Source organism: Allorhodopirellula solitaria, assembly GCF_007859855.1.
Classification (GTDB): Bacteria; Planctomycetota; Planctomycetia; order Pirellulales; family Pirellulaceae; genus Rhodopirellula; species Rhodopirellula solitaria.
Genome location: NZ_SJPK01000001.1, coordinates 797,754 through 820,541 on the forward strand (window position 1 = coordinate 797,754; position 22,788 = coordinate 820,541).

The window sequence follows — 22,788 nt, forward strand, 5'->3', positions numbered from 1 at the left end:
TTTCCTTTTTTTCGAGACCCTGAAACGAGAGAAGAACAGAATGTCGCAAGTCGCTACGGATCGACTGCCCTACAAGGTTCGAGACATTTCGCTGGCCGATTACGGTCGCAAAGAAATCGAGCTGGCCCAGAACGAAATGCCTGGCCTGATGGCCCTTCGTGAGAAGTACGGTGCCTCCAAACCGCTCGCGGGAGCCCGCATTGCCGGTTGCCTGCACATGACGATCCAGACCGCAGTTCTGATCGAGACCCTGATCGAGCTCGGCGCGGAAGTCACCTGGAGTAGCTGCAATATTTTCAGCACGCAAGACCATGCTGCTGCGGCGATCGCCAAAGCCGGTATCCCAGTCTACGCCTGGAAAGGCATGAGCGACGCTGAGTTTGATTGGTGCATCGAACAAACCCTGCAATTCCCCTCGGGCGAACCGCTCAACATGATCCTCGATGATGGCGGCGATTTGACTGCCATGGTCCACGACAAATTCCCTGAACTGCTCGGTGACGTCCGCGGTATCAGCGAAGAAACCACCGCAGGAATTCACCGCCTCGAGGTACTCAATCGCAGCGGAAAACTTCGCGTCCCCGCCATCAATGTCAACGATTCGGCAACCAAGAGCAAGTTTGATAACCTGTATGGGTGCCGCGAATCGCTCGCCGATGGTGTCAAACGTGCCACCGACGTCATGCTCGCAGGTAAGGTTGCTGTCGTCTGTGGCTACGGCGATGTGGGCAAGGGGTGTGCCCAGAGCCTGCAGCGTTACGGTTGCCGCGTCCTCGTGACTGAAATCGACCCCATCAACGCTCTGCAAGCCGCGATGGAAGGTTTCGAAGTCACCACGATGGAAGAAGCCTGCAAAGAAGGCCGACTGTTCGTCACCACAACCGGCAACAAGGACATCATCTTAGGCCAACACATGTCCGAGATGGCCGACGACGCGATCCTCTGTAACATCGGTCACTTCGATACCGAGATCGACATCGCTTGGCTGGAAGGGCAAGTCGCGGAGGGCAAAGCCACGAAGAGCGAGATCAAACCATCGGAAATCGGTGCCGTCGACCGCTACACATTCAACGATAGCGGGCGCAGCATCATCGTGCTGGCGAAGGGACGCTTGGTGAATCTGGGCTGTGCAACGGGCCACCCAAGTTTCGTGATGAGCACCTCGTTCACCAACCAAGTCCTCGCTCAGCTCGAACTTTGGAAACAAGAAGAAAAGTATGAGAACAAGGTCTACATGCTGCCCAAGCGACTCGATGAAGAGGTTGCCCGTCTGCACCTCGGAAAACTCAATGTCAAGCTAACGACCCTCACCCAAGACCAAGCGGACTATATCGGCGTGCCCGTCGAAGGCCCTTACAAACCAGAGCATTACCGCTACTAGGTCTTGCCAGCGATCTCAGTCCATCGTGTAAACCGGAGTCAATTGACTCCGGTTTTTTCATGCCTTCTCCGAGCAGCGGAATGACAGCGTCCAATGGCAGACTATATTATGCTGGACGAGTGTTGACGCCGCGTCCCCCTGTTGTCCTGTCTCGCAAACCAGTTCTTCATAACGAGTGAAAGCAATGTACCGGCCGCTAAAAACATGGACAGCGCCGTGAAATTGCCATTGTCTGTGAACGTTGTCAGCCATGGATTCGAGGCGGTGTCCCTCGCCGAAGCAACGTGGTCAAAGCTCAATTGGATTGCTTGGTGCACCGCGGGGCAGCGATGTCTGGAGCCAGCCGCGATCAGGCTATACTCGCTCGCGGTAGATTCCGGCTATCAGGGCGTCGGTGCTATCAATCACCGAACTCGAGTCGCCAACGAAACCACAGTCGAGCCATGATCCGACGCTGGGTTCTGGGATCGATTTCAGGAACGTTGATCGTCTGGTTGACGTCACCATTGTTTGTACGCAGCTATCACTCGAGAGTTGTCGACCCAGCCACCCGTCAATGGGTTTACCCGGCCGGGACGGAGTACCGATGGCGGAGCGAAGGCTACGCGACGACAGTGTTTGGGCAGCATGGCATGCCGGGGCGACAAACATTGCCCACTACGAAGGCCTCGCGTGTGATCGCATTATGGGGCGATTCGCAGGCCGAAGGTGTCTGCGTCGCCGATGAAGACAAGTTGTGGCGCGTGCTACAAGAACAACTCTCAACCGATCGAGAACCCGTTGACGTGCTGCCACTCGCCCGCAGTGGTGCCGACGCGGCTGATTGGATGCGGAGTTTCGAGGCAGCAGAGACGCAGATGGGTGTCACCGAACATTTTTTGCTGCTGTGCGAGCTCGAAGACCTCCTATCGATTACAGGCCCCATCCTCGATTCGATGCCGGCAACGCAAACGGCGAGAGGTGACAAAATGCTCGATATGGTCCCCGATTTCGTTCTCGACGCGGCACGTGGTTTATTGTTTGCTGGAGAATCGACCGAGCTGAGGCAACTGCGGTTCGGAATTGGGCCGGCACCCTCTCACGACAAATCGCCAGCGGGCAGTCCTCCGCAACCAGCCACTTTTTCTGCAGCCGACATCGCCACCACTCTAGCGCAATCGACGTCCAAACCGGTGACGGTTGTCTACGCCCCCCGAGTGCCGGCCATCATGGGCGGTCAAGTTCGATGGGAGGACCCGCAGGACAGCGACTTTCGCTCGCTCGCGAGCGAGCTGCGTCGAAATGGAGTACGCGTGATCAATTGCCGGGGGGCGTTGCGAATCTCCGCTGAAAGCGGTGATTTCCCCCACGGGTTTCAAAACGGCTTGCTCGGAAACGGACACCTCAACCCGATCGGTTACCAAGCAATCGCTGAGACAGCAGCGTCGGAGACACCACGCAAAGTCGACTGAGATTCTCAAAACAGTACCGAAGCTAGCCGAAGACAGGGCCACCCGAAGACAGGGCCACCCACTCTTTTCCCCCCGAGAATAGGGCCACCCACTTTGTCAGGAGATGGGGCCACCCACTTTCGCTAGGGCGTTTGATCGCCGTCGGGGTGCCTTCTTTTCACGCTAACCCGCCCGACTCAACCGTCTTCGGTATGAAGCCACTGGCAACTGAACTTTTTCCAGGCGATTGCGTGGCGACCGCGCAGCAGCGATCTCGGAGGCATCGAAATTGGACGAGCTGATGGCTCGGTTAGACCGCCGACAAGCCCAGTGGGTTACCGGGAGCGCATAGCCAGTTCTGGCCGCGCCGGGACGCCTCCTCCGCCAGATGTTCTGGGCTGCCAGCGGCGCGGCGGAACACACGTCCGAACTTAAGCACAATATCGCACCAACCATGGGTGTCCAAACCGATTCGAGTTAGGATCGGCCGCAGATGCTCGGGGATCGCCCCAACCTTGTCACTGCGAATTTGACGCCCCGTCCATTCAAGCAGTTCCAGATACTGAGCCTGTCCCTCTTTGCTGGTCCCTCTTTGCTGGTCAATTGGATGATGTGCCCTGATATGATGGCTTGTTCGTAGCTGGCGCCGGGAAGATCTCAAGAAAATTCCGATTGGCGTCCAATGCCGCGCTGCGTTCGCTTCGCCCCGGGCTCTGGGTGGAGGTAGACTGACCGTTTTTCAAATTCGACCACCACTACTTCAATCATGCTACGAACCATTTCCCGTCCCTTCCTGAAATCGAGCCTGATCGCGATGGCCATGGCATGCTGTGTCTTTGCGTCGTGTTATGCGGTCGGGCACACAGAGAGTGAAACAGTGGCGAAAAATTTCAATGTTGCTCTACCGACTGCCGGTGGCGCTCAGTTTTGGACAGATCTCGAGGCTCGCGGTGGATATCGCGTGCAACGCAACGCGTTGACTGGGCATTGTCGCATTCTCGATTCCCAAAACATCCGCAGGGGTTGGGGCAGTGAAGAGGATGCGTGCGAGTTGCTCGACGAGCTCTGCCCGAACAAAACTGCGCCGGCCAGCAAACCGGTCGTGGTGTTGCTGCATGGGCTAATGCGCACCGACGGTTCGATGAAGTCGATGGAGTCGGCGTTGCGGGCGGACGGGTACGACCAAATCATTCGGTTTGGTTACGCCAGCACTCGGTCGAGTTTGGGCGAGTCCTCAAAGGCGCTGCACCGGGTGCTCGCGGGCCAGCACCCGGACGCGGAGTTCTGTTTTGTTGGTCATAGCATGGGGAACATTGTCACACGTCACTTGATCGGCGATCTCCAGCGGAATGGTGATCCCGAACGGATTGTCTCGCGTTGCCGTTCGATGGTGATGCTCGGGCCGCCCAACCAGGGCGCCGCCATCGCTCGCCGCTTGGGGGCAACGGGCGTCTTTGAATGGGTCGCTGGGCCTGGGGCCATGGAGCTGGGAACGAATTGGACTGAGGTGGAAGCGAATCTGGCCACGCCGCCGTTCCCTTTTGCGATCGTGGCCGGCAAGATCGCGGTGGGCGCGGTCCGCAATCCGCTCGTCGACGGCGAGAGTGATTTCGTTGTCAGTTGGGAGGAGGCACAGCTCGACGGCGCCGAAACGGTGCACGAAGTCGCCGTGTTGCATTCCTTTCTGATGAACGACCCGGCTGTGCAGGAGTGGACAATTGAGTTTCTAGATGCTCACCTGGAGTGACCGCGTCGGTGGCTCGGCGATGCAGTCGCGGAGCCGAAACGATTCACAACCACCGCACCACGATGCCGTCGAATGCTGAGAGTTCATGTCTGATTTAAGTGTCACGAAACGTTTCCGGATTGCTGAGAGCGAACTGGATTGGTCAGCGAGCCGGAGCAGTGGGCCGGGCGGCCAGAACGTGAACAAGGTGAATTCGAAAGTCACGCTGCGTTGGAAACCGGCTACGCGGCCGGGATTCGACGATGGGTGGCGGCACCGATTCGAGGCGAGATTTTCCACACGGATCAATCGGGAAGGAGAATTGGTGCTCCACAGCGACCGGACACGGGATCAGTTTCGCAATTTGGCGGATGTGCGTGCCCGTCTCGTATCGATGCTGTTGGAGTGTCGCGTAGCGCCAAAAACCCGCCGGGCCACCCGCCCCACCTTGGGCAGCAAAAAGCGTCGGATCGAGGGAAAACGCCGGCTTTCAGAGAAGAAACGACTGCGGGGCCGCCCCCAACGGGATGATTGAAGGTTCACTTGTGGCGATTGATTGATATACTGAGGTCAAACTGACGCATTCTTTCGCTCTGACCCTTTTGAACTACATGAAACGCCCGCGGAACTTGGACGACCTGCTCAAACAATGGGCATTCGACCCGGCGACACTGAACGTCCGCATGGTCAAAGGCAAGGACGAACGAGACGTGCTGCAAATGCGTGTGGAGTTGGGCGTGCTGCAGCTCGAAACGACCGGCCGGCCCGACGGTGAGTCGATCAGCGGTTCGGACAGCTATCTCGAACACCTGAACCTGTGCCGTCTTGAAGAGCCGAATTACGACTTGACCGAGCATGATTGCAGTGAGATCGACCGCGAGTTCATGCAGTTTTACCATCGCCGTATTTGCTGGCTGCGGATGCAGTTCTATCACCGAGCGGTCATGGATGCCGACCACACGCTGCGGCTGATGGATGTCTGCGAAGATTTATCGGACGACCCAGAATGGTCGGCCGCGCATGAACAGTATCGCCCCTTTGTGCTGTTTCATCGGACGCAAGCTGAGGCGCTCGGCGAACTCGAAGAGAATACTCCCGAGGAAGCCATCCAAGCGATCAATCGGGGGCTGGACACACTGCGTGAGTTTTTTGTCAAACACGAGGCAGAAGAGCATTTCGACGAGGACGAGTTGATCGTCCGCTTGATCGAGCTCCGCGAGTCTATGCGGACGGAGTATTCCGTCGGTCAAACTCTGCGTGAGCGACTCGAACATGCCGTCGAGCAAGAGCACTACGAGTTGGCAGCCAAACTCCGTGATGAGTTGACACGACGAGAAGCACACTGATCATGAAATTGATCTCGTCGGCACCGTTGGGGTCGGCCGCGTGGTTGCTCCGTCTCCGCTCCTTCGCGTGCATCGGGCAATTCGTAACGATTCTCTTGGCCGGTACGCTGACGTCGACGCCGCTGCCGATCGCGCCGCTGCTGCTGTTCGTTGCCTTGACCGCGATTACCAATGTCGGATATGGATGGTGGTTGTGGCGTTTCGAACGGCGGTCACGGGCCGATGCGCCCAATCTAGTGCCGCTCCGCGTCGCCTTTGCGTTGATGGCTCTCGACCTCATGACGTTGACCGCGATGCTGTATTTGAGCGGTGGAGCGGACAATCCTTTTTGCTTTTTCTACTTTGTCAATCTCGCCGTGGGTGGGGTCATGCTGCAGCCTTCGGCTGCCTGGAAGCTAACCGGACTCGCCGTGCTGGGATACGTGCTGTTGCAGTTCCAATCGCGCCCCGTGATGGGACTGAGTGTGCAGACGATCGACCCGCCGTTGATACTGCTTGGCGATCTGCACCTCCGTGGGCTGGCGTCGCTGATTGCCTTCGTCGCCTGTGGCACGGTGATTACGTTCTTTGTCACACGGACGTCGAGGCAACTTCGCAGCCGCGATGAGGATTTGCGGCGGAGCCAATCCGCTCGCGCTGACGCGATGCGTTTGGAGGGACTGACCACGCTCGCCGCGGGGGCTGCTCACGAACTCGCCACCCCTTTATCAGCGATCGATGTAGCTTGTCGAGAACTGACTCGACATCTCGACTCCATCGAAAAACCATCTTCGATCGACGACGATCTGCGACTCATCGATGGTCAACTCTACCGCTGTCGGCAGATTCTCTCTCGGATGCGTGCTGCCGCCGGTGACGCAGTCGCTGACCAATGGAATCGCACGACGCTCGGCGATTTGATCGACACCACGCTTGAAGGGATTCGCGATCCCCATCGCGTCGAGATTCTTGAGCCACTGAATCCATGGACCCCAGAACCGGAAACCTCGGAGCCCGAACCGGCCGAACCACTCGGTGGTGATCCGAAGCCACACGCCAGCACCCCGGCTTGGGAGCGTCAACCGCTCTGGTTACCTGAAGAGGCGGTCGCTCAAGCGATCCGGAATCTTCTGCACAATGCTCTCGACGCGAGCGAGGACGATCGCATGGTGACCATGCAAGCGGCGCGGACCGATGATGAACTCGCGCTGACGGTCGTCGACCGGGGCGATGGCATGTCTGCCGAAGTGCTCGACCGCGCTGGAGATCCATTTTTCACGACCAAGGATCCGGGGCGAGGAATCGGTTTGGGGTTGTTTCTCACACGCAACGTCATCACCCGGTTGGGCGGCCGGTTACATTTCGAAAGTGTTCCGGACAAAGGCACCACCGCGACCGTGTTCCTGCCTCTCGTGCCGAGGCTCCCAGATCGTTCCTTGGACTGAAGCCCAGGGCCAACTGCTCCGGCCCGGTTGAGAGCATCGCTAGGTTGACAACTCAATGCACCCGAGGATCTCGGCGGTCGTGACCACCCCCCAGTGCCGGCTGTCGATGGACAAAGGTACGTTGTCTCCGACGACGAACCATTCGTCGTCACCTAGTCGCTGCGGATACTGCAGTGGACGGGCGGGGTTCGCCGACTTTGCACGAGGTACTACGGCAGTATCTCGGTACACGACCGTTCGGTTCACGCTCAAGTCGGAGAGATCGATACGACTCCGCGGGCCCGCCGCGATGCGGAGGGCGACGGGCGTTTGGGGAGTCACCAGGTCGGTTGGTAGGTGGAGCCGTGATGACGACCCTGCGACCGCTGGGTTTTTCGTTTGGACCGGGATCGCGATGTTGGCTCGGAGTCGTACTCGCTGTTGCTGCAGCACCACGCCACTCTCGGTCCAGATCGCTGTCCAGACCTCGGCTGCTTGCTCCCCGCCTACCGGCGCGGCGAGGCTGAACTGGATCGAGAGTCCCGCAGCGGGAAACAGGGACCGCTGTACGCCCAGGTTACCGGGATAGTCATCGAGCACACGCCCTGAATGCTTTCCGCGGTAAACGTTCTGATGATGATAGACGAGCCACGAGGAGTCTGAGTGAGTCGTCCAGCTCCGATCCGTTTGACGCTGCCAACCAGTGGAGGCCGCTTCATTGAGCCAACGCGACCGCTCTCGGCAACGATCGGCATCGACGGTAATTTGCGGCAACGATGAAAACCCAGGAAGTTGGCCGTCGATCTGCAAGCGTCCCAAGCGATCGCGGGAGATGGTTTGGCCGGGAACTCCGAGGAGCCGCTTAGCATGCGTTCCCTGCCGTTCAATCAGGACCATGGCGCCTGGCTGAAAGTCGCGTCTCGCGCGCGCGGTGATCTCCACCACGTCGGGCGGCAATTCGTCTGTCGCCAACCCATGCCGGACTTGCGTCTTGGTGATCACATGACCACAGTGCCAGCAGGCCAATGCCGAGGCAGGCAGGACGCCTTGTGACAGCCCCTCCATGGCGAGCTGCAGTGTGCTGGAATCGACACGAATCCGGATCCCACAAGACTCGCAGGCAAGCGACCGCGACGGCCCCCACAGCGTGGGATTCATCGAGGGGCCGGAGATCCGATAGCGTTTGGGGGTTTGCTTGGGCGTCCCGTACCGACACCCGCCACTGATGGTCAGCCCCCCCAATGTTCCCAAGGAAATCTCAGCCCCCGACTTCGCAAAGTTACGGCGCGAGACCCGACCGGGGGGCAGTGGCGTCATCGAATCAGAGCGGGAAAGGGGGAAATTAGGGTTGCCGCAGAAGCCGTAGAAATGCTAACAGCCAAGTCACCACGTAAGAGCGCGTGGAAATGCCAGCTCGCCCATTGAGCTGGGAACTTGAACGTTCTCGGAGGAAACGGAATCCTACCATGTCACATCTCACAATCGGCAACGATGCCAACCAGCCCTTCGCCATTGTAGTGGAATCGGTCGCATCGCATCTCCTGATGAAACATCCCGCCCCAATCTGTTTGGAAGTGGACATGGACATGGATTTGCGTGTGAACGTCGATTCGACCTCACTGAGTCAACTCATCGATAGCCTGGTTCGGCAAGCACTCGTTGAGATGCCCGACGGCGGCGAGCTGACAATCACGGCATGCGAAACCCCCACGGATGTGGAACTGGAGATCGCCGACACGGGCAGCGACGTGGAAACGCGGGCTTGCAAGCTACCCATGGTCGCCGCCGCGATGGCAGCTGAATTGGTTTGGCAGAACTGTCCCCAAGGCGGTGGTGCCGTGACGGCGCGATTGCCGAGATACCGTCAATCGCAACGGCGTGCCGCCTGAGCAGCGAAGTCCATTCGAATCCATTTCAATCGATTTCCATGCTCCCCAAATCTCTCGAACAGTTTCGCGACGTCTTCTCAGCGATGCCCGTGCAGTCACGGGTTATCGCCGTGTTGCTCGTCGCGGCCATGGTGATGGCGTTTGGCTTTCTCATTCGCGGCAGCGGTTCGCCGGACACGGAGTATTTACTCGGTGGCAAACTGCTCGACGAAAACGACCTCGACGCTGCTGAAATGGCGTTCGGCAGCGCCCATTTGACTGGCTGGAAACGCGACGGACGGCGGATGCTGATTCCGACCGCCCAGCGCAGTGAATTCTTGGCGGCACTCGAATCATCGGCCGCACTGCCCACGTCGCTCCGCTCGCATATTCAAGAAGCGATTGATTCGTCGACCCCCTTTGAATCGAGTGAGCAGCGATCGGCGAGGGTCAGCCACGCGAAGGAACGTGACCTGAGCGACGATATCGCGAAGTTCCCTGATGTACGGTCGGCCAACGTTACCTACGACGAAGGCGAACGGATCGGGTTGGGAAGGGGCCGAAAACAATCCGCGAGTGTGTTTGTGCAGCCCGAAGGTGGCGAACCACTATCGCAAGCTCGCGTGGAAATGATCCGGAAGATGATCCGAGCCTCGTTCGCCGGGATGTCCATCGAGGATGTCGAAGTGACCGATGCCAACGCCTCGGCGATGGCTCATGGATACGAGAGCGACGATCCACTATCAAGAAAACGCCGAGAAGAAGAAGCCTACTACGAACAAAAAATTCGCTCACAACTCGCAGGCTACGGACAGATCCACGTCAAAACCTTTGCTGATATCGATCCCTCAATGGGCGTGGAAAAAGCCAGAATCAAATATGACAGCCAACCGACCACGCTGACCAAGACGCGGCGTAAGGTAGAGACTGGCTCGACGCGCCCGCGCAGCGGTGGTGGGCTCGGTGCTCAAATCAGCGCCCTGATCACCAGCAATCGTTCGGTCAAACTCGATTCAGTCGAACATACCTCAACGACGCAGCTCGACGAAACATCCACCGACCACATCGCTGGGCAGGAATACGAGGCCACGCGAACTGCAGCACTCGCGGTCAAACGCATCCGTGTTTCCATCGGGCTACCATCGAGCTACTACCGCAAAGTTCATTGCCAGAACTTCCTACAGAACAATCCTGGTACGAACCTTGACGACATCGATTCACTCACCAGCACGAAGCTACAAGAGCTCCGTGACTGCACCAAGCTCGCGATCGAGTCCGCGGTTCTGCCGCTGCTGCCTGACGTCGCCCCAGGTAGCGACTCGGCATCCCTCGTCAAAGTATGGGACTATCCTGATCTTCCTGAGCAACTCGCACCAGCGGCGACGAACCGCGACGCGTTACTGACCTGGTTGGCAGGATCGTGGCAGATGATTGCTGTGATCTCTCTCGCAACGATGGCGTTGTTGATCGCTCGCGGCGCAATCCAGTCGCGAGGACATGCCGGCGACCCGAACAACCGCTCTCAAAACGCCGCGTTGGACGCATCGTCCTCTCCGGCCGATACGATTGAGCCGAGCGAGCCGCGGTTTCAACATCCCGCCCCTGGGGGCAATAGCGCATTGACAAGCGAGCTCGCCGAGCTGGTCGAGCAAAACCCCAGGCTGGCGGCGAACGTTCTCCAAAGTTGGGTCGGCGAGGCTGCTTAACTCACCGGCACGCGTTTGCAAGACCTCAGCCTCGCCCGACGGAGTTGGGCAAGGACTGGACAGTAGGATGCAAGGCTCGGGGAGAAGGATCAAGCTGCCAGTTACCCACAAGGTTACCTACGCCGAAGGCGTTGAAGAAAATAGCCGGTGGTTTGAGCGCAAGCGAACACCACCGGATTCGACGCGAAACGCAAGGGTCAAACCCGAATGGGGTTGAAGGTCATGCACGACGAATTCTGCGACCCAATTCGGGGTCGGCGTTCCATCTTCCATGAACAATCGTTGGTGGCGCTGCGCTGACGTACGGCTATTCTCTATCATCCCTGACGGGATACTTCCGAATATTGAGCAGCTCGTTGGTTCGTCCGATACGACACTTATTCCTCCCCCGTTCCTAACCGGCGTGTTGATTTAGTGAGCGCCGACTAAATCAACACACCGGAACGCGTCGGGTTATCAAATCAACATTGCGGGGCCAACGTCGATTAAATCGACAGCGTGTGACGATCACTCATGCGGAGAACAACAGTTACGCAAACTTGAAACCAGACATCACCAACGTTCTTGGCAGCCCACTCTAATCCTCTGTGGGACTGTCTTCGCTATCGTCCTGAACCGTCGATTCCTCGTCTATCAATTCCTCGACAACGGGCTCGTCCTCATTGGGTTCCGATTGAGCCGTTTCCGCGTCGGTGGATTCTTCGTCCGTGGATTCTTCGTCGGTGGATTCTTCGTCCGTGGATTCTTCGTCCGTGGATTCTTCGTCCGCGGGTTCTTCGTCCGCAGGTTCTTCGTCCGCAGGTTCTTCGTCCGCAGGTTCTTCGTCCGCAGGTTCTTCCTCCGCAGGTTCTTCCTCGGATGATTCTTCGTCCATGGACTCCGGCTCGGCAGATTCTCCTTCTCCCGCCTCGGTGGGTTCTGCCTCGGCAGACTCTGCTGCTGTCGACTTCTCGTCGGTAGATTCCGTTTCGGTGGGTTCTTCCGCCGTTTCGGCTTCCATCTCACTGTCGGCTGAGTCTTCCTCTGCTGCTGCAGATTTCTCTTCCTCTTCGGCCTTCATGAGGTCCGCTTCGCGTTGGCGTTCCTCGTCAGCGAGCTCTTGCTTGCGTGCTTCGAGTTTCTCACGCTGGCTGTTTCGAACTTGTTCATAGACCTGGGCGTCGACGTTGCCGTATTCGCCCATCATTTCGACAAACGTTCTCAGCGGGAAGCCTTCGGGGAGTTCATCGGAATCGATGGCTCTCATGTAGTCGCGAACAGAGTCGTAGAGATCTTCAGCACTGGTATCGATGACGAGAATGGGGTAGTCGTCAAAGATCTCAGCCCACTGCTCGAAAGACTGCTCGTACAAGTCGATGGCGCGTTCGAGCTCACCTTCTTGGCTAAGAGCTTGCTTGGCCTCATAGATCAACCGTCGTGCGTTGACGGTACGTTCTTCTTGCTCGGCAAGTGTGAGGGTTTCCCAGTACGGATAGTTGATCTGTTTGCGGTGTCCTTCCACTTTGATCAGCCGTTCATCGAGGTCATCGACGACTTCGACGAGTTGCATGACTCTCAACCGGACGCTGGGGTCGGCTTGGCGGGAGACCTCGGCGAGATTCGGAACGATCTCGCTTTGGTTCTTCTCAGCAATGGACTGTTGCGATTTGGAGCGTTGCTCGGGCGGCGTCAGTAACGCGTCTTTGATAACGGGTCCGAACGAGTCAATCAGCTTTCGCTCGGCTTTGACGTAAGCTTCGCCGGAGAGTTCACGAATCTCAGCAATTGCTTCCGCTCGTCGCCGGAGAAGTTCATCGAGCTGTCCGAGTTTGATCGTAAACGACTCGGTCGTGGGTACGGAGCGGTTCCCCAGACCCTGCCAATCCTCTGCTGCCCGCTGCCATGCTTCTTGAGCTTGGTCATTGAGCACGCCCTCCTTCTCAATCGCTTCGGCGAACCGAATCCGCCACTTAGGACCGGTCTCGTAGAAATTAATCGGAGTTTGACGCCGGATCGGAATTCCGGCTTCGACGAGGTCGTATCCGGAATTGAGCCACAATCGACCGACCAACCAGTTGTCGGGTTTTCGATACGGGCCGAGCGCTTCGGGCCCATCGATCGGAATTCCCTGTTCGAGCAGGCTCTTGTGCAGCACATCATCGTCGGCGAAGAGTCGTCGGAACTGTTCTTTCTCATCCGCAGTACCGAGCTTTGATCCATAGAACCATCCGGTATACCAGATCAGCCGAGGCGCCTTGGTGTTCTGGCGCACGCCCTTGGTCAAGAACTCAGTGCCTTCCCGCACCATTTCGTAGCGTTGGCGGTAGTCATCGAACTCGGTCGAGACGTTGTAGGCCAAGTTATGGGCTTGGAACTCCCAAACTTTGTCAAAGTGAGGCTGAAGCAACAGGATATTGTTGAGGGTTGCCTTGAGGCGGTCCCACTCGTGCAACACGTGGTACTCATGGGATTTCTTCCACAACATCGCTGCGGCCACGCCGCGCATGCCCAGCGACGCGAGCTTCATCGTCTCGCTGGCGGGGCTAATCTCTCCCAGATCGCTCTCGGAGATATCGAAGGAATCTCGCATCTGTGCGAGGCGTCCGCCGCCATCACCGCCCCCGCCGGCCGGTTGGCCGAGCATATAAAGGGGGATCAACATCACGACTAGGACAGCGAGATAGATGAGTTTTCGACGAAATTGAGTCTTGCGATTCATGCCGCGATCTCACGAGCTTTCAAGGTAAAATAACTGATTAGAAAAGCGAGCAGAACGTAACCGAGCGTCGCTACTCCATGGCGAGCGAGCAGGGCGCCGAAAATATCGAAACCCGATGCCGCATACTCCGCCGTATTCACCATCTTGGGCAGGTTCGGCAGCGATGTCGCCAGCGCATCGAGTGTGTAGACGATCCCGGCATCGACGGTTTTAATCACGTTCGCAGTGACGCTGTCGACGTCGAGCTGGGTGGTCATTGCGTCCTGTTTCGCCAATCGCACAATGGACTCAATCGGTCCACCACCAGCGTTCTGGCCGATGTCGATGTGGTAACGCGTGTTATAAATCTGCTCAGCGGAGAAACCCAGCAGTACACAGGCGGCCGTGGCTACCATCGCCACCGGGCCCGTCAAGAACGTACTGAACATTACACCGAAAGCAGTCACCATCACCATTTGGAACCAAATCGACAGGTAGGCTTTGGTGAGGTTCCACGCGAATGAATGGTCCGTCGGACGCAGGTAAACGCTCGCGGGAGTCATACCGAGGTACTGGGCGTCGTCGAGGCAACGGACGACAACGGTCATTTGCCCGTTCTCATCGACCAAATCCTCGAACACGTTGAGCATGCGTGTGCTGTTCCCGTCACTGCCTTCGATCTCGAGCGGCAGGGTCTTTTGGTCGACTTCATACTCACTGACGGTGAAACCGATCGGATTGCTCTCGATCGGCTTCGTCGGATGCTTCATCGTCAGCGATCCGCGGATCCCCTTTTCGATATTCCCTTTGTAGGACCGGTAGGCACGCAGGGACAAATCGATCGGAATCATTTCCGGATACTGGTCAGGCGTGACATTGGAGAACGTGTACTCCGCAGTACCGAGCCCGCCACCCTCGACGTAGCCGTGCTCGATCTTGCGGCTGCCTGAGGCCACACCAATCAAACGGGAGATACCCGCACTGCCGTAGCCGCCGGATCTCTGTTCGTTCCCGACGTCGATGCCTTGCTCCTGGAGGTGTCCAGACCGATCGCGAAAGACCAGGCTGCCGTAGGAGGGCACACGAGCTCGCAGGGCGCCGGTGGCCTCGCCGATCTCGAAACTGCCGTCCGGATTGCGAGTGACCAAGTGCCGGTGGCCGCGCACCATTTCAGTTGCACCAATGCCGTCTTGGTCAAGCGTGAAGGGGTGGGAGTGGAACTGGGTATGCTCGGTCTCCCCCTCGAACCCACCGGAATCAAGTTCTCGCACGTCGGCAACACTCGCGTGGGTGTGGTCGAGACCACGGGTCACAAAGAGATAACTGAGCAGTCCCATCGGGATCAAAATCACGGTGCCCATGGCAACAAAGCCGAGCATCCGCCCGAGCACCAGCTCGGTGGCCCGGACCGGTTTGGTCACGATGGTAAAAAGCGTTTTGTTCTTGATGTCTTCAGGTAGTGAAAACGCGCTGATGAACAGAGCCAAGGCCAACACGAGATAGTTCGTTGCTGTCAGCACAAAGCTAATGTAGAGCCGAGCGGGATCGTCGCTCTGGGGGTTCAGATACCAACCCGCCAACAACAGCAACACGACGAACAAACCGACGACGTAGAGCACCTTGCGGCGGACCGCTTCGCGAAAGGCCAGTCCGGCGAGAGCCAGGATCCGGCGTGGGCGCGTCCCGGGGAGATCGAAACGAAACAGATCCCGAACCGCCCGTGCCACTGCAAAGAAACCTTCGCCGGACCCGTAGCGGGAAGCGGAGATGACGTAACCGGCGATCAATCCGAGAACGATGCCGAGCACCGCCAAGACGATCCCCTTCATCGCGGCGCTTTCGAGGAAAGCGTCCGGTCGCAAGAACCATTCGTAGAAGGACCAAAAATCCTCACGCTGCAAATTCATTCTTGCTCCCCGTCGGTCGTCGAGCTTGCCGATGTGTCTTGGGCATCATTCGCCTGGGAAACCCGTCGAGCTCCCGGGCGTGCTTCGCTCTCACGAACGATATTCAGGAACAGGTCTTCCATGGTCGCCGTCGGGTTATCGATCGACTCCACCTTGCCGCCATGTCGAGCGATGACTTCGGCGATCTCCTGTTTGGCGGACTCGTCGAGCCCGGTGGCATGAACCTCCGTCACGTCTTGAACCTTCAACAGATCCGAGACGCGGCCGAGTTCCTTCAGCTCACCTTGGTGCAGAATCGCAACGCGATCGCAGACGTCTTGAACGTCGGCGAGTTGGTGAGAACACAGCAACACTGTCTTCCCACGGTCACGCAGGCCGAGAATGAGATCTTTCATCTCGCGAGTCCCGATCGGGTCGAGCCCGGTGGTGGGTTCGTCGAGCAGAATCAAGTCGGGGTCGTTGATCAATGCCTGTGCCAGCCCCACCCGGCGTGTCATCCCCTTGGAGTATTCTTTCAGCTGCCGGTGCTTGGCACCCTGCAGGCCGACCATCTCGATCAACTGCTGAACACGTTCACGACGGACCGCTGCCGATAGATCGAACAGGCGGCCGTAGAAATCGAGTGTTTCTTCAGCCGTCAAGAATTTGTACAGATAAGATTCTTCGGGCAGATATCCGATTCTTTCGTTCTTACTGGTTTCGCTGGCGTCCTGATCGAACACGAGCACCCGACCGCTGGTGGGAAACAAAAGCCCCAGGATCAGTTTGATCGTGGTGGATTTGCCACTCCCGTTAGGCCCTAAGAGCCCAAAGATCTCTCCGGGGCGGACCTCGATATCGAGTGACTTCAGAGCGTGGACTTTTTTCCGCCCCCAGAAATCGCGATAGATTTTACTGAGGTTGCGGGTCTCGATGACCACATTATCAGCGGAGCGGGAAGCATTGGGTGCGGTTTCGGCGGACGGCTGGACAACGGCCGTGCTGGTATCGGTATCCACGTAATATTGATCCCGATGGATGGGGAGGAAAAACTTGACAAAGGAGGTCCGATCGCTACGGCGGCGGCCCGAAAACGGTTCACAATTTTGTTCACCTTCCCATCCTTCGGGCGGATGGCAAGCCAACGGGGCACGCTACAATGCGATCTCGGCTGCTCGCACGGCCTTCGCATCCATCACTCTTGCGACGTTTCCTATTATGCCGCCCACCCACACGGCCGCCTGTGACTCGGCCGCGGATGACCCGACCGCATATGACCGCGATGCCTACGAGGCAGCGACGACATGGTTGTATGACCGGATTGACTACGAACGATTGGCGCGGTCGGGTTCACGCTATCGCTTCACCCTCGACCGGATGCGAGACCTCGTCAGCCGCTTGGGGCATGCCAACTCTCTCGCCCAGCCCAGCCAAGGTGCTGGGCAGCCATCGCACCCGCCCGGGCCTGGCCGCGCGACAGGCGACGCCGCTGCGACAACGAAAATTGTGCATATCGCTGGCACGAAAGGAAAGGGGTCCGTCGCCACCATGACGGCCGCGATGCTGGCAGCAGCCGGACATCAGGTCGGACTGTACACTTCGCCACACCTCGTCGATCTGGAGGAGCGGTTTCGCGTCAACGGGCGGCCGGCGACGCGGCGGCAGATGACCGACCTGATTGATTCGATGCGGCCGATCGTCGAAGCGATGTCGCGCGCGAGCATCGGTGGCCCCTCATTCTTTGAGCTGACCACGGCTATCGCGATTGAACATTTTCACCGCTGCCGCTGCGATTACTGGGTGCTCGAAACCGGGCTAGGCGGTCGACTCGACAGCACCAATGTTTTCCAGAGCGATGTGACCCTGCTGACCAGCATCGGGCTGGATCACCAGCACGTCCTCGGTGACACGCTCGAGTTAATCGCCCGCGAGAAGGCTGGCATTCTCAAACCAGGTGTCCCGGCCGTCAGCGGCGTGACGAAATCGCCCGCCCGCGAGACGATTCGCCAAGCGGCCAACGAGGTCGGTGCCCCACTATTGGAACTGGGCCGAGATTTCCACGCAGAAAATATTGTCGAGAACGCATCGGCTCAGATAGCGGGGCCGTGCCCGTGGGGCAGTTCGTTCGATTGGGTCAGCGCGACCGCAGATGGCGAAACACCCGCAACCGCTCGCGTCAGCTTGCAGATCGAAGGTCGTCATCAGATCGGCAACGCCGCCGTCGCCTTGCAAGGACTGCAACGACTCGGCGCTGCGACCTCGCCGGAGGTCCTGCGGGCGCTCGCGGGTGTGCAGATCGAAGCGAGACTCGAGCGGTTCACTTCGCCGGCCGGCCCCACGGTTGTTCTCGACGCCGCTCATAATGCGGATTCGATCACGGCGCTCGCCGAGACGCTGGAGTCCCGATTCACCGGCCGAAGAATCGTGGGAGTGTTTGGCACGAGTGTCGACAAAGACGCATCCGCGATGCTGGAACTGCTCGGGCCGTGCCTCGACGGGATCGTTCTCACCCGCTACCACGGCAACCCCCGCTTCGTCCCTGTCGACCAACTCGCGGAAATGGCGGGCAAAACACGCGCAGGCGGTGCAGCAGGCGCGGCGGCAGTCACGACCTGCGAAGACCCAGTGGCGGCCTGCCAAGCCGCAATCGACGAGGCGGGGCAAGACGGGGTCGTGGTGATCTGCGGCTCGTTCTTCTTGGCCGCCGAGGTCCGACCATGGCTGCTCGCTCAGCGAACGTAGGTTTGAAAATCAGAGAGTTTGAATGGCGGCCGCTCGTTGTTTGGCCGCTGAGCGTCTCGGCCGCCAGCAATCAGTCCGCCAGCAGTCAGTCCGCCGGTAACCTGTCCGTCGGCAGCCTGTCCGTCGGCAGCTGCGCCGACGGCGATGGCGGCGACGAATCCAGCTCGCGGCGAAAAGGTCTCAAAACGCCATCTCCTTCCTCGCATCAGTTCGGGGTCACGCACGACAAGGTGCGGCTGGTCGGTGGCAGCGTTTTCAAAAGCGAACTGGTCCAGGGGCGTGTACATGCCCGTCCCGATCGCTTTGATAAACGCCTCTTTGAGTGTCCACAGCCGCAGAAACAATTCCCGATGCTCGTCTTCGCTACCCGCCGCATCGAGCTGGCGAATTTCTTCAGGAGCGAAATATCGGCGTGCTAATTCCGGATCGGTGCGGCGGTCGATCCACTCAACATCCACACCAAGCCAGGGCTGAGGTGCCCCAATGGCCTGGGGAGCCCCGAGAGCACACAGTACCAGCCCCCGTGTGTGGGCGATGTTGAATGACCGGCACGCCGTCGGCGGTGTCGCCACGACGGGTTTGCCATGATCGAGCACGCGAAACCCGATCTCGTGGGTTTGGCAGAGTCCCGCCGAGAGCAACACCCGAGCCATCCCGCGTCCCACAACGTGTTGATGACGAGCCGAAGCGACGCGAAACCGATCGGCCCGGACTCTTTCATCAGGCAACAACAACCGCTCGCAAAACTGCTCTGTCGGCCCCGGTTCGTCCAAGGCGGCTGGCGCATGCCAGACCTCCACGTCGTGAGGAACGCCTCCCCGGGAAAGATCAGGCGGATCGTGAGCACGGGAACTCATGGCAGACAAGCGGGTAGGGGGTTTTCTTTCGGCATCACTCAACTCGCCACATTCGCGACAGCCCAAGCCACGGGAAACTCAAAAAGCGAGAGCCCTGACACACCTCCTGAAGCCCAACGCTCTCGTATCGCTGGCGTGCTGGGCGATCTCAGTCGGGCATACTTTCTCGGATCTCGCCAGGCAATGAGAACGACATTCCACTTCGTACGCCACCGGGGGCGATCCGCCGCGATGAAGTCCCGCCAGACGCTATCGACCGATGCAGCCGGGGACGGGGTCCAGAACGGGGTCCAGATCAGGATCGACACGGCCGGCAATCGACAGGCCCCGCAGAACGCCCCGTTTTCTCACTGTCGCTTCCGGACGCCGTGACTTTTTCGAGGGTGGATGGTAAATTATATCGCTCCTTACTGAAATGATTCCTCTGACGCCACTAGGCACTTGCAATGGTGAAAACGCTTGTCGATTGCGGCAATTGCGGCCCTGACTTTAACTCGATCCGAAAAATGGTTTCGTCTCACTTCGACGCGACCGTGCTGCAAACGCATGGCGCTGAAGACACGGTGGAATTACTTCGCAAACGTCACGTCGATCTCGTGACGGTCAACCGCAAACTCGATCGTGACTACACCGATGGGCTCGAGATCATTAAAAAGATCAAATCGGATCCTGAGCTCTGCAATGTGCCGATGATGTTGGTTACCAACTACGACGAACACCAACAGACAGCCGTTGCCGAAGGTGCGACCTACGGATTCGGGAAATTGGAGATCGGCAACCCCGAAACGCTCGAAAAACTAGAACCCTTTCTGAAGAGCTAAGCGTCTTGGACGACCTCCCACGATATCGAAAACTGCTCGCTGCCAAGATCCACCGGGCGACCGTGACTGCGGCCGACGTCAACTATGAGGGCAGCCTGACGGTGCCACCTGAATTATTGACGGCCGCGGGAATCGTGGCCTACGAGTCTTTGCATGTTTGGAATGTGACCCGTGGCTCGCGGCTGGAGACGTATGCGATCGAGGGCTTACCGGGATCGAGTGACATCTGCGCCAATGGCGCGGCCGCTCACCTGATCCGTCCCGGTGATCACGTGATTTTGGCCGCATACACGTTGGTGCCTGAGCCGGAGACCCGCTCGCACCAACCCAAGTTGATTTTTGTCAACGAGAAGAATCAAATCAGCCACACCGGCCCGGAGATCCCAGGCCCACAGCTGCCCACCGATCGCGAGCATCGAGCTGGCCGCCCAGTCGACCCGCGAGCGTTCGAGACTTCCGCTCAACAGCCTGCCTTCGCCGAAAATGAGTGATCCCTTACCCCTCATGAAAGACCTTCCACGGGCCAAGATCCCTACCGGGGAGCCGTTTGTTCTGGCGAGCGGGTCACCGCGCCGGGCCGAACTGCTGCGTCAGGCAGGCTACGAATTCGAGGTCTGTCCTGCGGCAGATTTCGCTGAATGCCCGGTCGATTTCCCTGAAACCGCCTCCGAAATGGTCGCGCGTCTGGCTTTTCAGAAAGCCGTCGAGGTCGCTCGACGCCGTAAAGGATGCTTCCTGCTCGCGGCCGATACTCTGGCGGACTGCCAAGGAAAAATTCTCGGTAAACCGACCGATCGCCAACACGCTGAGGACATGCTGCGGCTGCTCTCGGGCAGCGAACATGACGTCTATACCGGCGTCTGCTTGTGGTCGACAGGCACCGATCGGTGCTACCTCGATGTCGTCCGCTCGCGGTTGAAAATGGATTCGCTCAGCGAGGAAACGATCGAGCAGTATCTCGCCGGTGGTCGCTGGGAAGGCAAGGCCGGAGGATTCGGCTACCAGGACGGGAACGATTGGATCCACGTTGTCGAGAACGATAGCGAAAGCAATATTGTCGGGCTACCGATGGAGCGGTTAGCAGAATTACTGGAAAAATTCGACTCGCTGGCCGACAAGGTATACAAGTCGGTCCGTTGACGGTTATGCGGAGTGGATTCTCGCTTTCAGCAAAGCATCCAACATTTCTTTCAAGACAAATCAGAGCTGGGAACTCAAAGCATGAATTTTCTCCCTTTCGGACGATTGCTCCTCGGCAGCCTCGTGTGCTCGACTCTAGTCTTCGCTAGCGGTCTGTTATCGCCCAAGAGCGTGTCGGCGGAAGAGAACTGGGCAAAGAAGATGTTTTCCGAAACCGAGCACGACTTCCGAACGGTGGGCCGCGGGACGACCGCCGAACATTATTTCGAATTCCAGAATCTCTACGAGGAAACCGTCCACGTCGCCGCCGTGCGGAGCAGTTGTGGCTGCACCACCCCAACGGCTAGCAAGGACACGCTCGACACGCATGAAACCGCTTCGATCGTCGCCAAATTCAACACGAGCACGTTCATTGGATCCAAAGCGGCCACGATCACCGTGGTCTTCGACCAGCCGTTTTATGCCGAAGTGCAACTGCAGGTGAAGGGTAACATCCGTACGGATATTACCTTTGATCCCGCCGAGATCGACTTTGGCGAAGCCAAATCAGGCGAAACTAAAACGCGGACCATCACCATCTCTCATCGCGGCAATCCAGGATGGCGAATTCAAGACGTTCGCAGTCACTGCAGCGACTTGGCAGTCAAACTCAGTTCGCCGAGCGTCCAGCCAGGACGAGTTGAGTACGAGATGCAGGTGCGAATGAAAGAATCGATGGTCGAAGGGGACATCCACGAACAATTGACACTCGTGAGCAACGATTCGCAGTTCCCGACGATCGAAATGTCCGTGGCCGGACGCGTTCGGCCCACCGTCAGCGTATCACCGGCCGCCGTCAGTTTGGGGACGACATCCTCAGGCCAATCGATGAGCAAACGATTGCTCGTACGGGCCGATGAGCCATTTGCCATCAGCGAAGTCCGCTGTGCCGATCCGCGGTTCTCATTCGAAACGCCGGAAGGAAAGAAGAAACTCCATTTCGTGCAGATGAAGTTCACCGCCGGTGATTCGCCCGATCGCATCGCTCAAAAAATCGAGATCGTGACCGACCTCCCAGGTGAAAAATCGGCGCAGTGCGTCGCCACCGGAACCGTGAAGTAGGGCTTCCAAAAGGTTCCATGTCAGCGAAAAAACCAAAATCCTACGTCGTCTGGGAAGGATTCCACCCTGGCATCTATCCAACGTGGGAGCGATGCCGGCAGGAAATCTCGGGTTTTTCCAACGCCAAGTACAAGTCCTTCTCCACCCGAGCGGCGGCGGAGCAAGCGTTCGCTGACGGCCCGGATTCGTACTGGGGCAAGGGCGGTAGCGGCTCGAAGAAAACGCCAACGCCCAAGATTGACCGCGAGGATCTCGCCGCTCTCGGCGTCGACATGACCGCTTGGGCGGTGGACGCGGCCTGCCAGGGGAACCCGGGCAAGTTGGAGTACCAGGGCGTTGAGATCGAATCAGGCACCGACCTCTTTCATATGGGGCCGTACCCGGAAGGCACCGTCAACATCGGCGAGTTCCTGGCCATCGTGCACGCACTCGCGTTGCTCGACCATGGTAACCAGTACGAAACGGCCATCTATTCCGATTCCGAAATCGGACGTCGCTGGGTCCGCGAGGGCGTCTGTAAAACGAAACTGCCGCCGACAGCCGACAACCAACGACTATTCAATCTCGTTCGCCGCGCGGAGAAATGGCTCTCTGAACACCGGGTCCGCAATCCCATCCTGAAATGGGAAACAAAGAGATGGGGCGAAATCCCGGCCGACTTCGGACGGAAATAATGACGCGGACGCGTTCATAGCGGACGAGGA

Annotated in this window: 20 protein-coding genes; 14 read left to right on the top strand and 6 right to left on the bottom strand. The window is 58.4% G+C overall.

Annotated features, from left to right (window positions below; genetic code table 11):
• Positions 1-40 precede the first annotated feature (40 nt).
• Both ahcY and CA85_RS03075 read left to right on the top strand, forming a co-directional pair.
• Complete coding sequence (ahcY, locus tag CA85_RS03070) at positions 41-1,381, top strand: adenosylhomocysteinase (protein ID WP_146389784.1); 1,341 nt, start codon at positions 41-43, stop codon at positions 1,379-1,381.
• Positions 1,382-1,824: 443 nt separating this feature from the next.
• Positions 1,825-2,832, top strand: a complete 1,008-nt coding sequence (locus CA85_RS03075; RefSeq protein ID WP_146389785.1) for a hypothetical protein — start codon at positions 1,825-1,827, stop codon at positions 2,830-2,832.
• Between the two features lie 289 nt (positions 2,833-3,121).
• On the opposite strand, the gene CA85_RS03080 is transcribed toward CA85_RS03075, so the two are convergent.
• Complete coding sequence (locus tag CA85_RS03080; RefSeq protein WP_186774707.1) at positions 3,122-3,472, bottom strand: hypothetical protein; 351 nt, start codon at positions 3,470-3,472, stop codon at positions 3,122-3,124.
• A gap of 105 nt (positions 3,473-3,577) precedes the next feature.
• On the opposite strand from CA85_RS03080, the gene CA85_RS03085 reads away from it, so the two are divergent.
• The 4 genes from CA85_RS03085 to CA85_RS03100 all read left to right on the top strand — a co-directional run bounded on the left by CA85_RS03085 (position 3,578) and on the right by CA85_RS03100 (position 7,307).
• The gene (locus tag CA85_RS03085; protein WP_186774708.1) at positions 3,578-4,558 is read left to right on the top strand and encodes an esterase/lipase family protein; all 981 of its coding nucleotides are present in this window, start codon (positions 3,578-3,580) and stop codon (positions 4,556-4,558) included.
• Positions 4,559-4,643: 85 nt separating this feature from the next.
• Positions 4,644-5,072 (top strand): alternative ribosome rescue aminoacyl-tRNA hydrolase ArfB, encoded by a 429-nt coding sequence (arfB, locus tag CA85_RS03090; RefSeq protein WP_146389786.1) that lies wholly within the window; start codon positions 4,644-4,646, stop codon positions 5,070-5,072.
• Between the two features lie 76 nt (positions 5,073-5,148).
• Positions 5,149-5,883 carry a UvrB/UvrC motif-containing protein gene (locus tag CA85_RS03095; RefSeq protein WP_146389787.1) on the top strand — a complete coding sequence of 245 codons (735 nt, stop codon included), beginning with the start codon at positions 5,149-5,151 and terminating at the stop codon, positions 5,881-5,883.
• Between the two features lie 2 nt (positions 5,884-5,885).
• Positions 5,886-7,307, top strand: a complete 1,422-nt coding sequence (locus tag CA85_RS03100; RefSeq protein WP_146389788.1) for an ATP-binding protein — start codon at positions 5,886-5,888, stop codon at positions 7,305-7,307.
• Between the two features lie 39 nt (positions 7,308-7,346).
• Here the strand turns inward: CA85_RS03100 and CA85_RS03105 are convergent, their stop codons facing one another.
• A complete protein-coding gene (locus CA85_RS03105; RefSeq protein WP_146389789.1) occupies positions 7,347-8,603 on the bottom strand; it encodes a S26 family signal peptidase in 1,257 nt (418 codons plus the stop codon).
• A gap of 149 nt (positions 8,604-8,752) precedes the next feature.
• Here CA85_RS03105 and CA85_RS03110 point away from each other — a divergent pair, with 149 nt between their 5' ends.
• Positions 8,753-9,175, top strand: a complete 423-nt coding sequence (locus CA85_RS03110; RefSeq protein ID WP_146389790.1) for a histidine kinase — start codon at positions 8,753-8,755, stop codon at positions 9,173-9,175.
• A gap of 38 nt (positions 9,176-9,213) precedes the next feature.
• Positions 9,214-10,860, top strand: coding sequence for a beta-cystathionase (locus CA85_RS03115; RefSeq protein WP_146389791.1), 1,647 nt, complete (start codon positions 9,214-9,216; stop codon positions 10,858-10,860).
• 577 nt (positions 10,861-11,437) lie between these two features.
• Here the strand turns inward: CA85_RS03115 and CA85_RS03120 are convergent.
• Genes CA85_RS03120 through CA85_RS03130 form a run of 3 tightly spaced genes read right to left on the bottom strand, consistent with a single transcriptional unit; the run spans position 11,438 to position 16,442 of the window.
• Positions 11,438-13,558: an IRE (iron responsive element) gene (locus CA85_RS03120; RefSeq protein ID WP_246112443.1), complete on the bottom strand. Its 2,121-nt coding sequence runs from the start codon at positions 13,556-13,558 to the stop codon at positions 11,438-11,440.
• The gene (locus tag CA85_RS03125; RefSeq protein ID WP_146389792.1) at positions 13,555-15,444 is read right to left on the bottom strand and encodes an ABC transporter permease; all 1,890 of its coding nucleotides are present in this window, start codon (positions 15,442-15,444) and stop codon (positions 13,555-13,557) included. Before CA85_RS03125 ends, CA85_RS03120 begins: the two co-directional genes overlap by 4 nt.
• The gene (locus CA85_RS03130) at positions 15,441-16,442 is read right to left on the bottom strand and encodes an ABC transporter ATP-binding protein (RefSeq protein WP_146389793.1); all 1,002 of its coding nucleotides are present in this window, start codon (positions 16,440-16,442) and stop codon (positions 15,441-15,443) included. Before CA85_RS03130 ends, CA85_RS03125 begins: the two co-directional genes overlap by 4 nt.
• Positions 16,443-16,641: 199 nt before the next feature.
• On the opposite strand from CA85_RS03130, the gene CA85_RS03135 reads away from it, so the two are divergent.
• Positions 16,642-18,165 carry a bifunctional folylpolyglutamate synthase/dihydrofolate synthase gene (locus CA85_RS03135; RefSeq protein ID WP_146389794.1) on the top strand — a complete coding sequence of 508 codons (1,524 nt, stop codon included), beginning with the start codon at positions 16,642-16,644 and terminating at the stop codon, positions 18,163-18,165.
• On the opposite strand, the gene CA85_RS03140 is transcribed toward CA85_RS03135, so the two are convergent.
• Positions 18,153-19,022 (bottom strand): 4'-phosphopantetheinyl transferase family protein, encoded by an 870-nt coding sequence (locus CA85_RS03140; protein ID WP_146389795.1) that lies wholly within the window; start codon positions 19,020-19,022, stop codon positions 18,153-18,155. The genes CA85_RS03135 and CA85_RS03140 overlap by 13 nt on opposite strands.
• Positions 19,023-19,528: 506 nt before the next feature.
• Here CA85_RS03140 and CA85_RS03145 point away from each other — a divergent pair.
• From CA85_RS03145 to CA85_RS03165, 5 genes are all read left to right on the top strand, one after another.
• Positions 19,529-19,843, top strand: a complete 315-nt coding sequence (locus CA85_RS03145; RefSeq protein ID WP_246112444.1) for a response regulator — start codon at positions 19,529-19,531, stop codon at positions 19,841-19,843.
• Between the two features lie 5 nt (positions 19,844-19,848).
• On the top strand, positions 19,849-20,334 hold the full coding sequence (gene panD / locus CA85_RS03150; protein WP_146389797.1) for an aspartate 1-decarboxylase: 486 nt from the start codon (positions 19,849-19,851) through the stop codon (positions 20,332-20,334).
• 13 nt (positions 20,335-20,347) lie between these two features.
• Positions 20,348-20,983 carry a Maf family protein gene (locus CA85_RS03155; protein WP_146389798.1) on the top strand — a complete coding sequence of 212 codons (636 nt, stop codon included), beginning with the start codon at positions 20,348-20,350 and terminating at the stop codon, positions 20,981-20,983.
• Positions 20,984-21,064: 81 nt separating this feature from the next.
• Positions 21,065-22,084, top strand: a complete 1,020-nt coding sequence (locus CA85_RS03160) for a DUF1573 domain-containing protein (protein ID WP_246112445.1) — start codon at positions 21,065-21,067, stop codon at positions 22,082-22,084.
• A 17-nt stretch (positions 22,085-22,101) separates the two neighbouring features.
• Positions 22,102-22,758: a ribonuclease H1 domain-containing protein gene (locus CA85_RS03165; protein ID WP_146389799.1), complete on the top strand. Its 657-nt coding sequence runs from the start codon at positions 22,102-22,104 to the stop codon at positions 22,756-22,758.
• Positions 22,759-22,788: the final 30 nt, after the last annotated feature.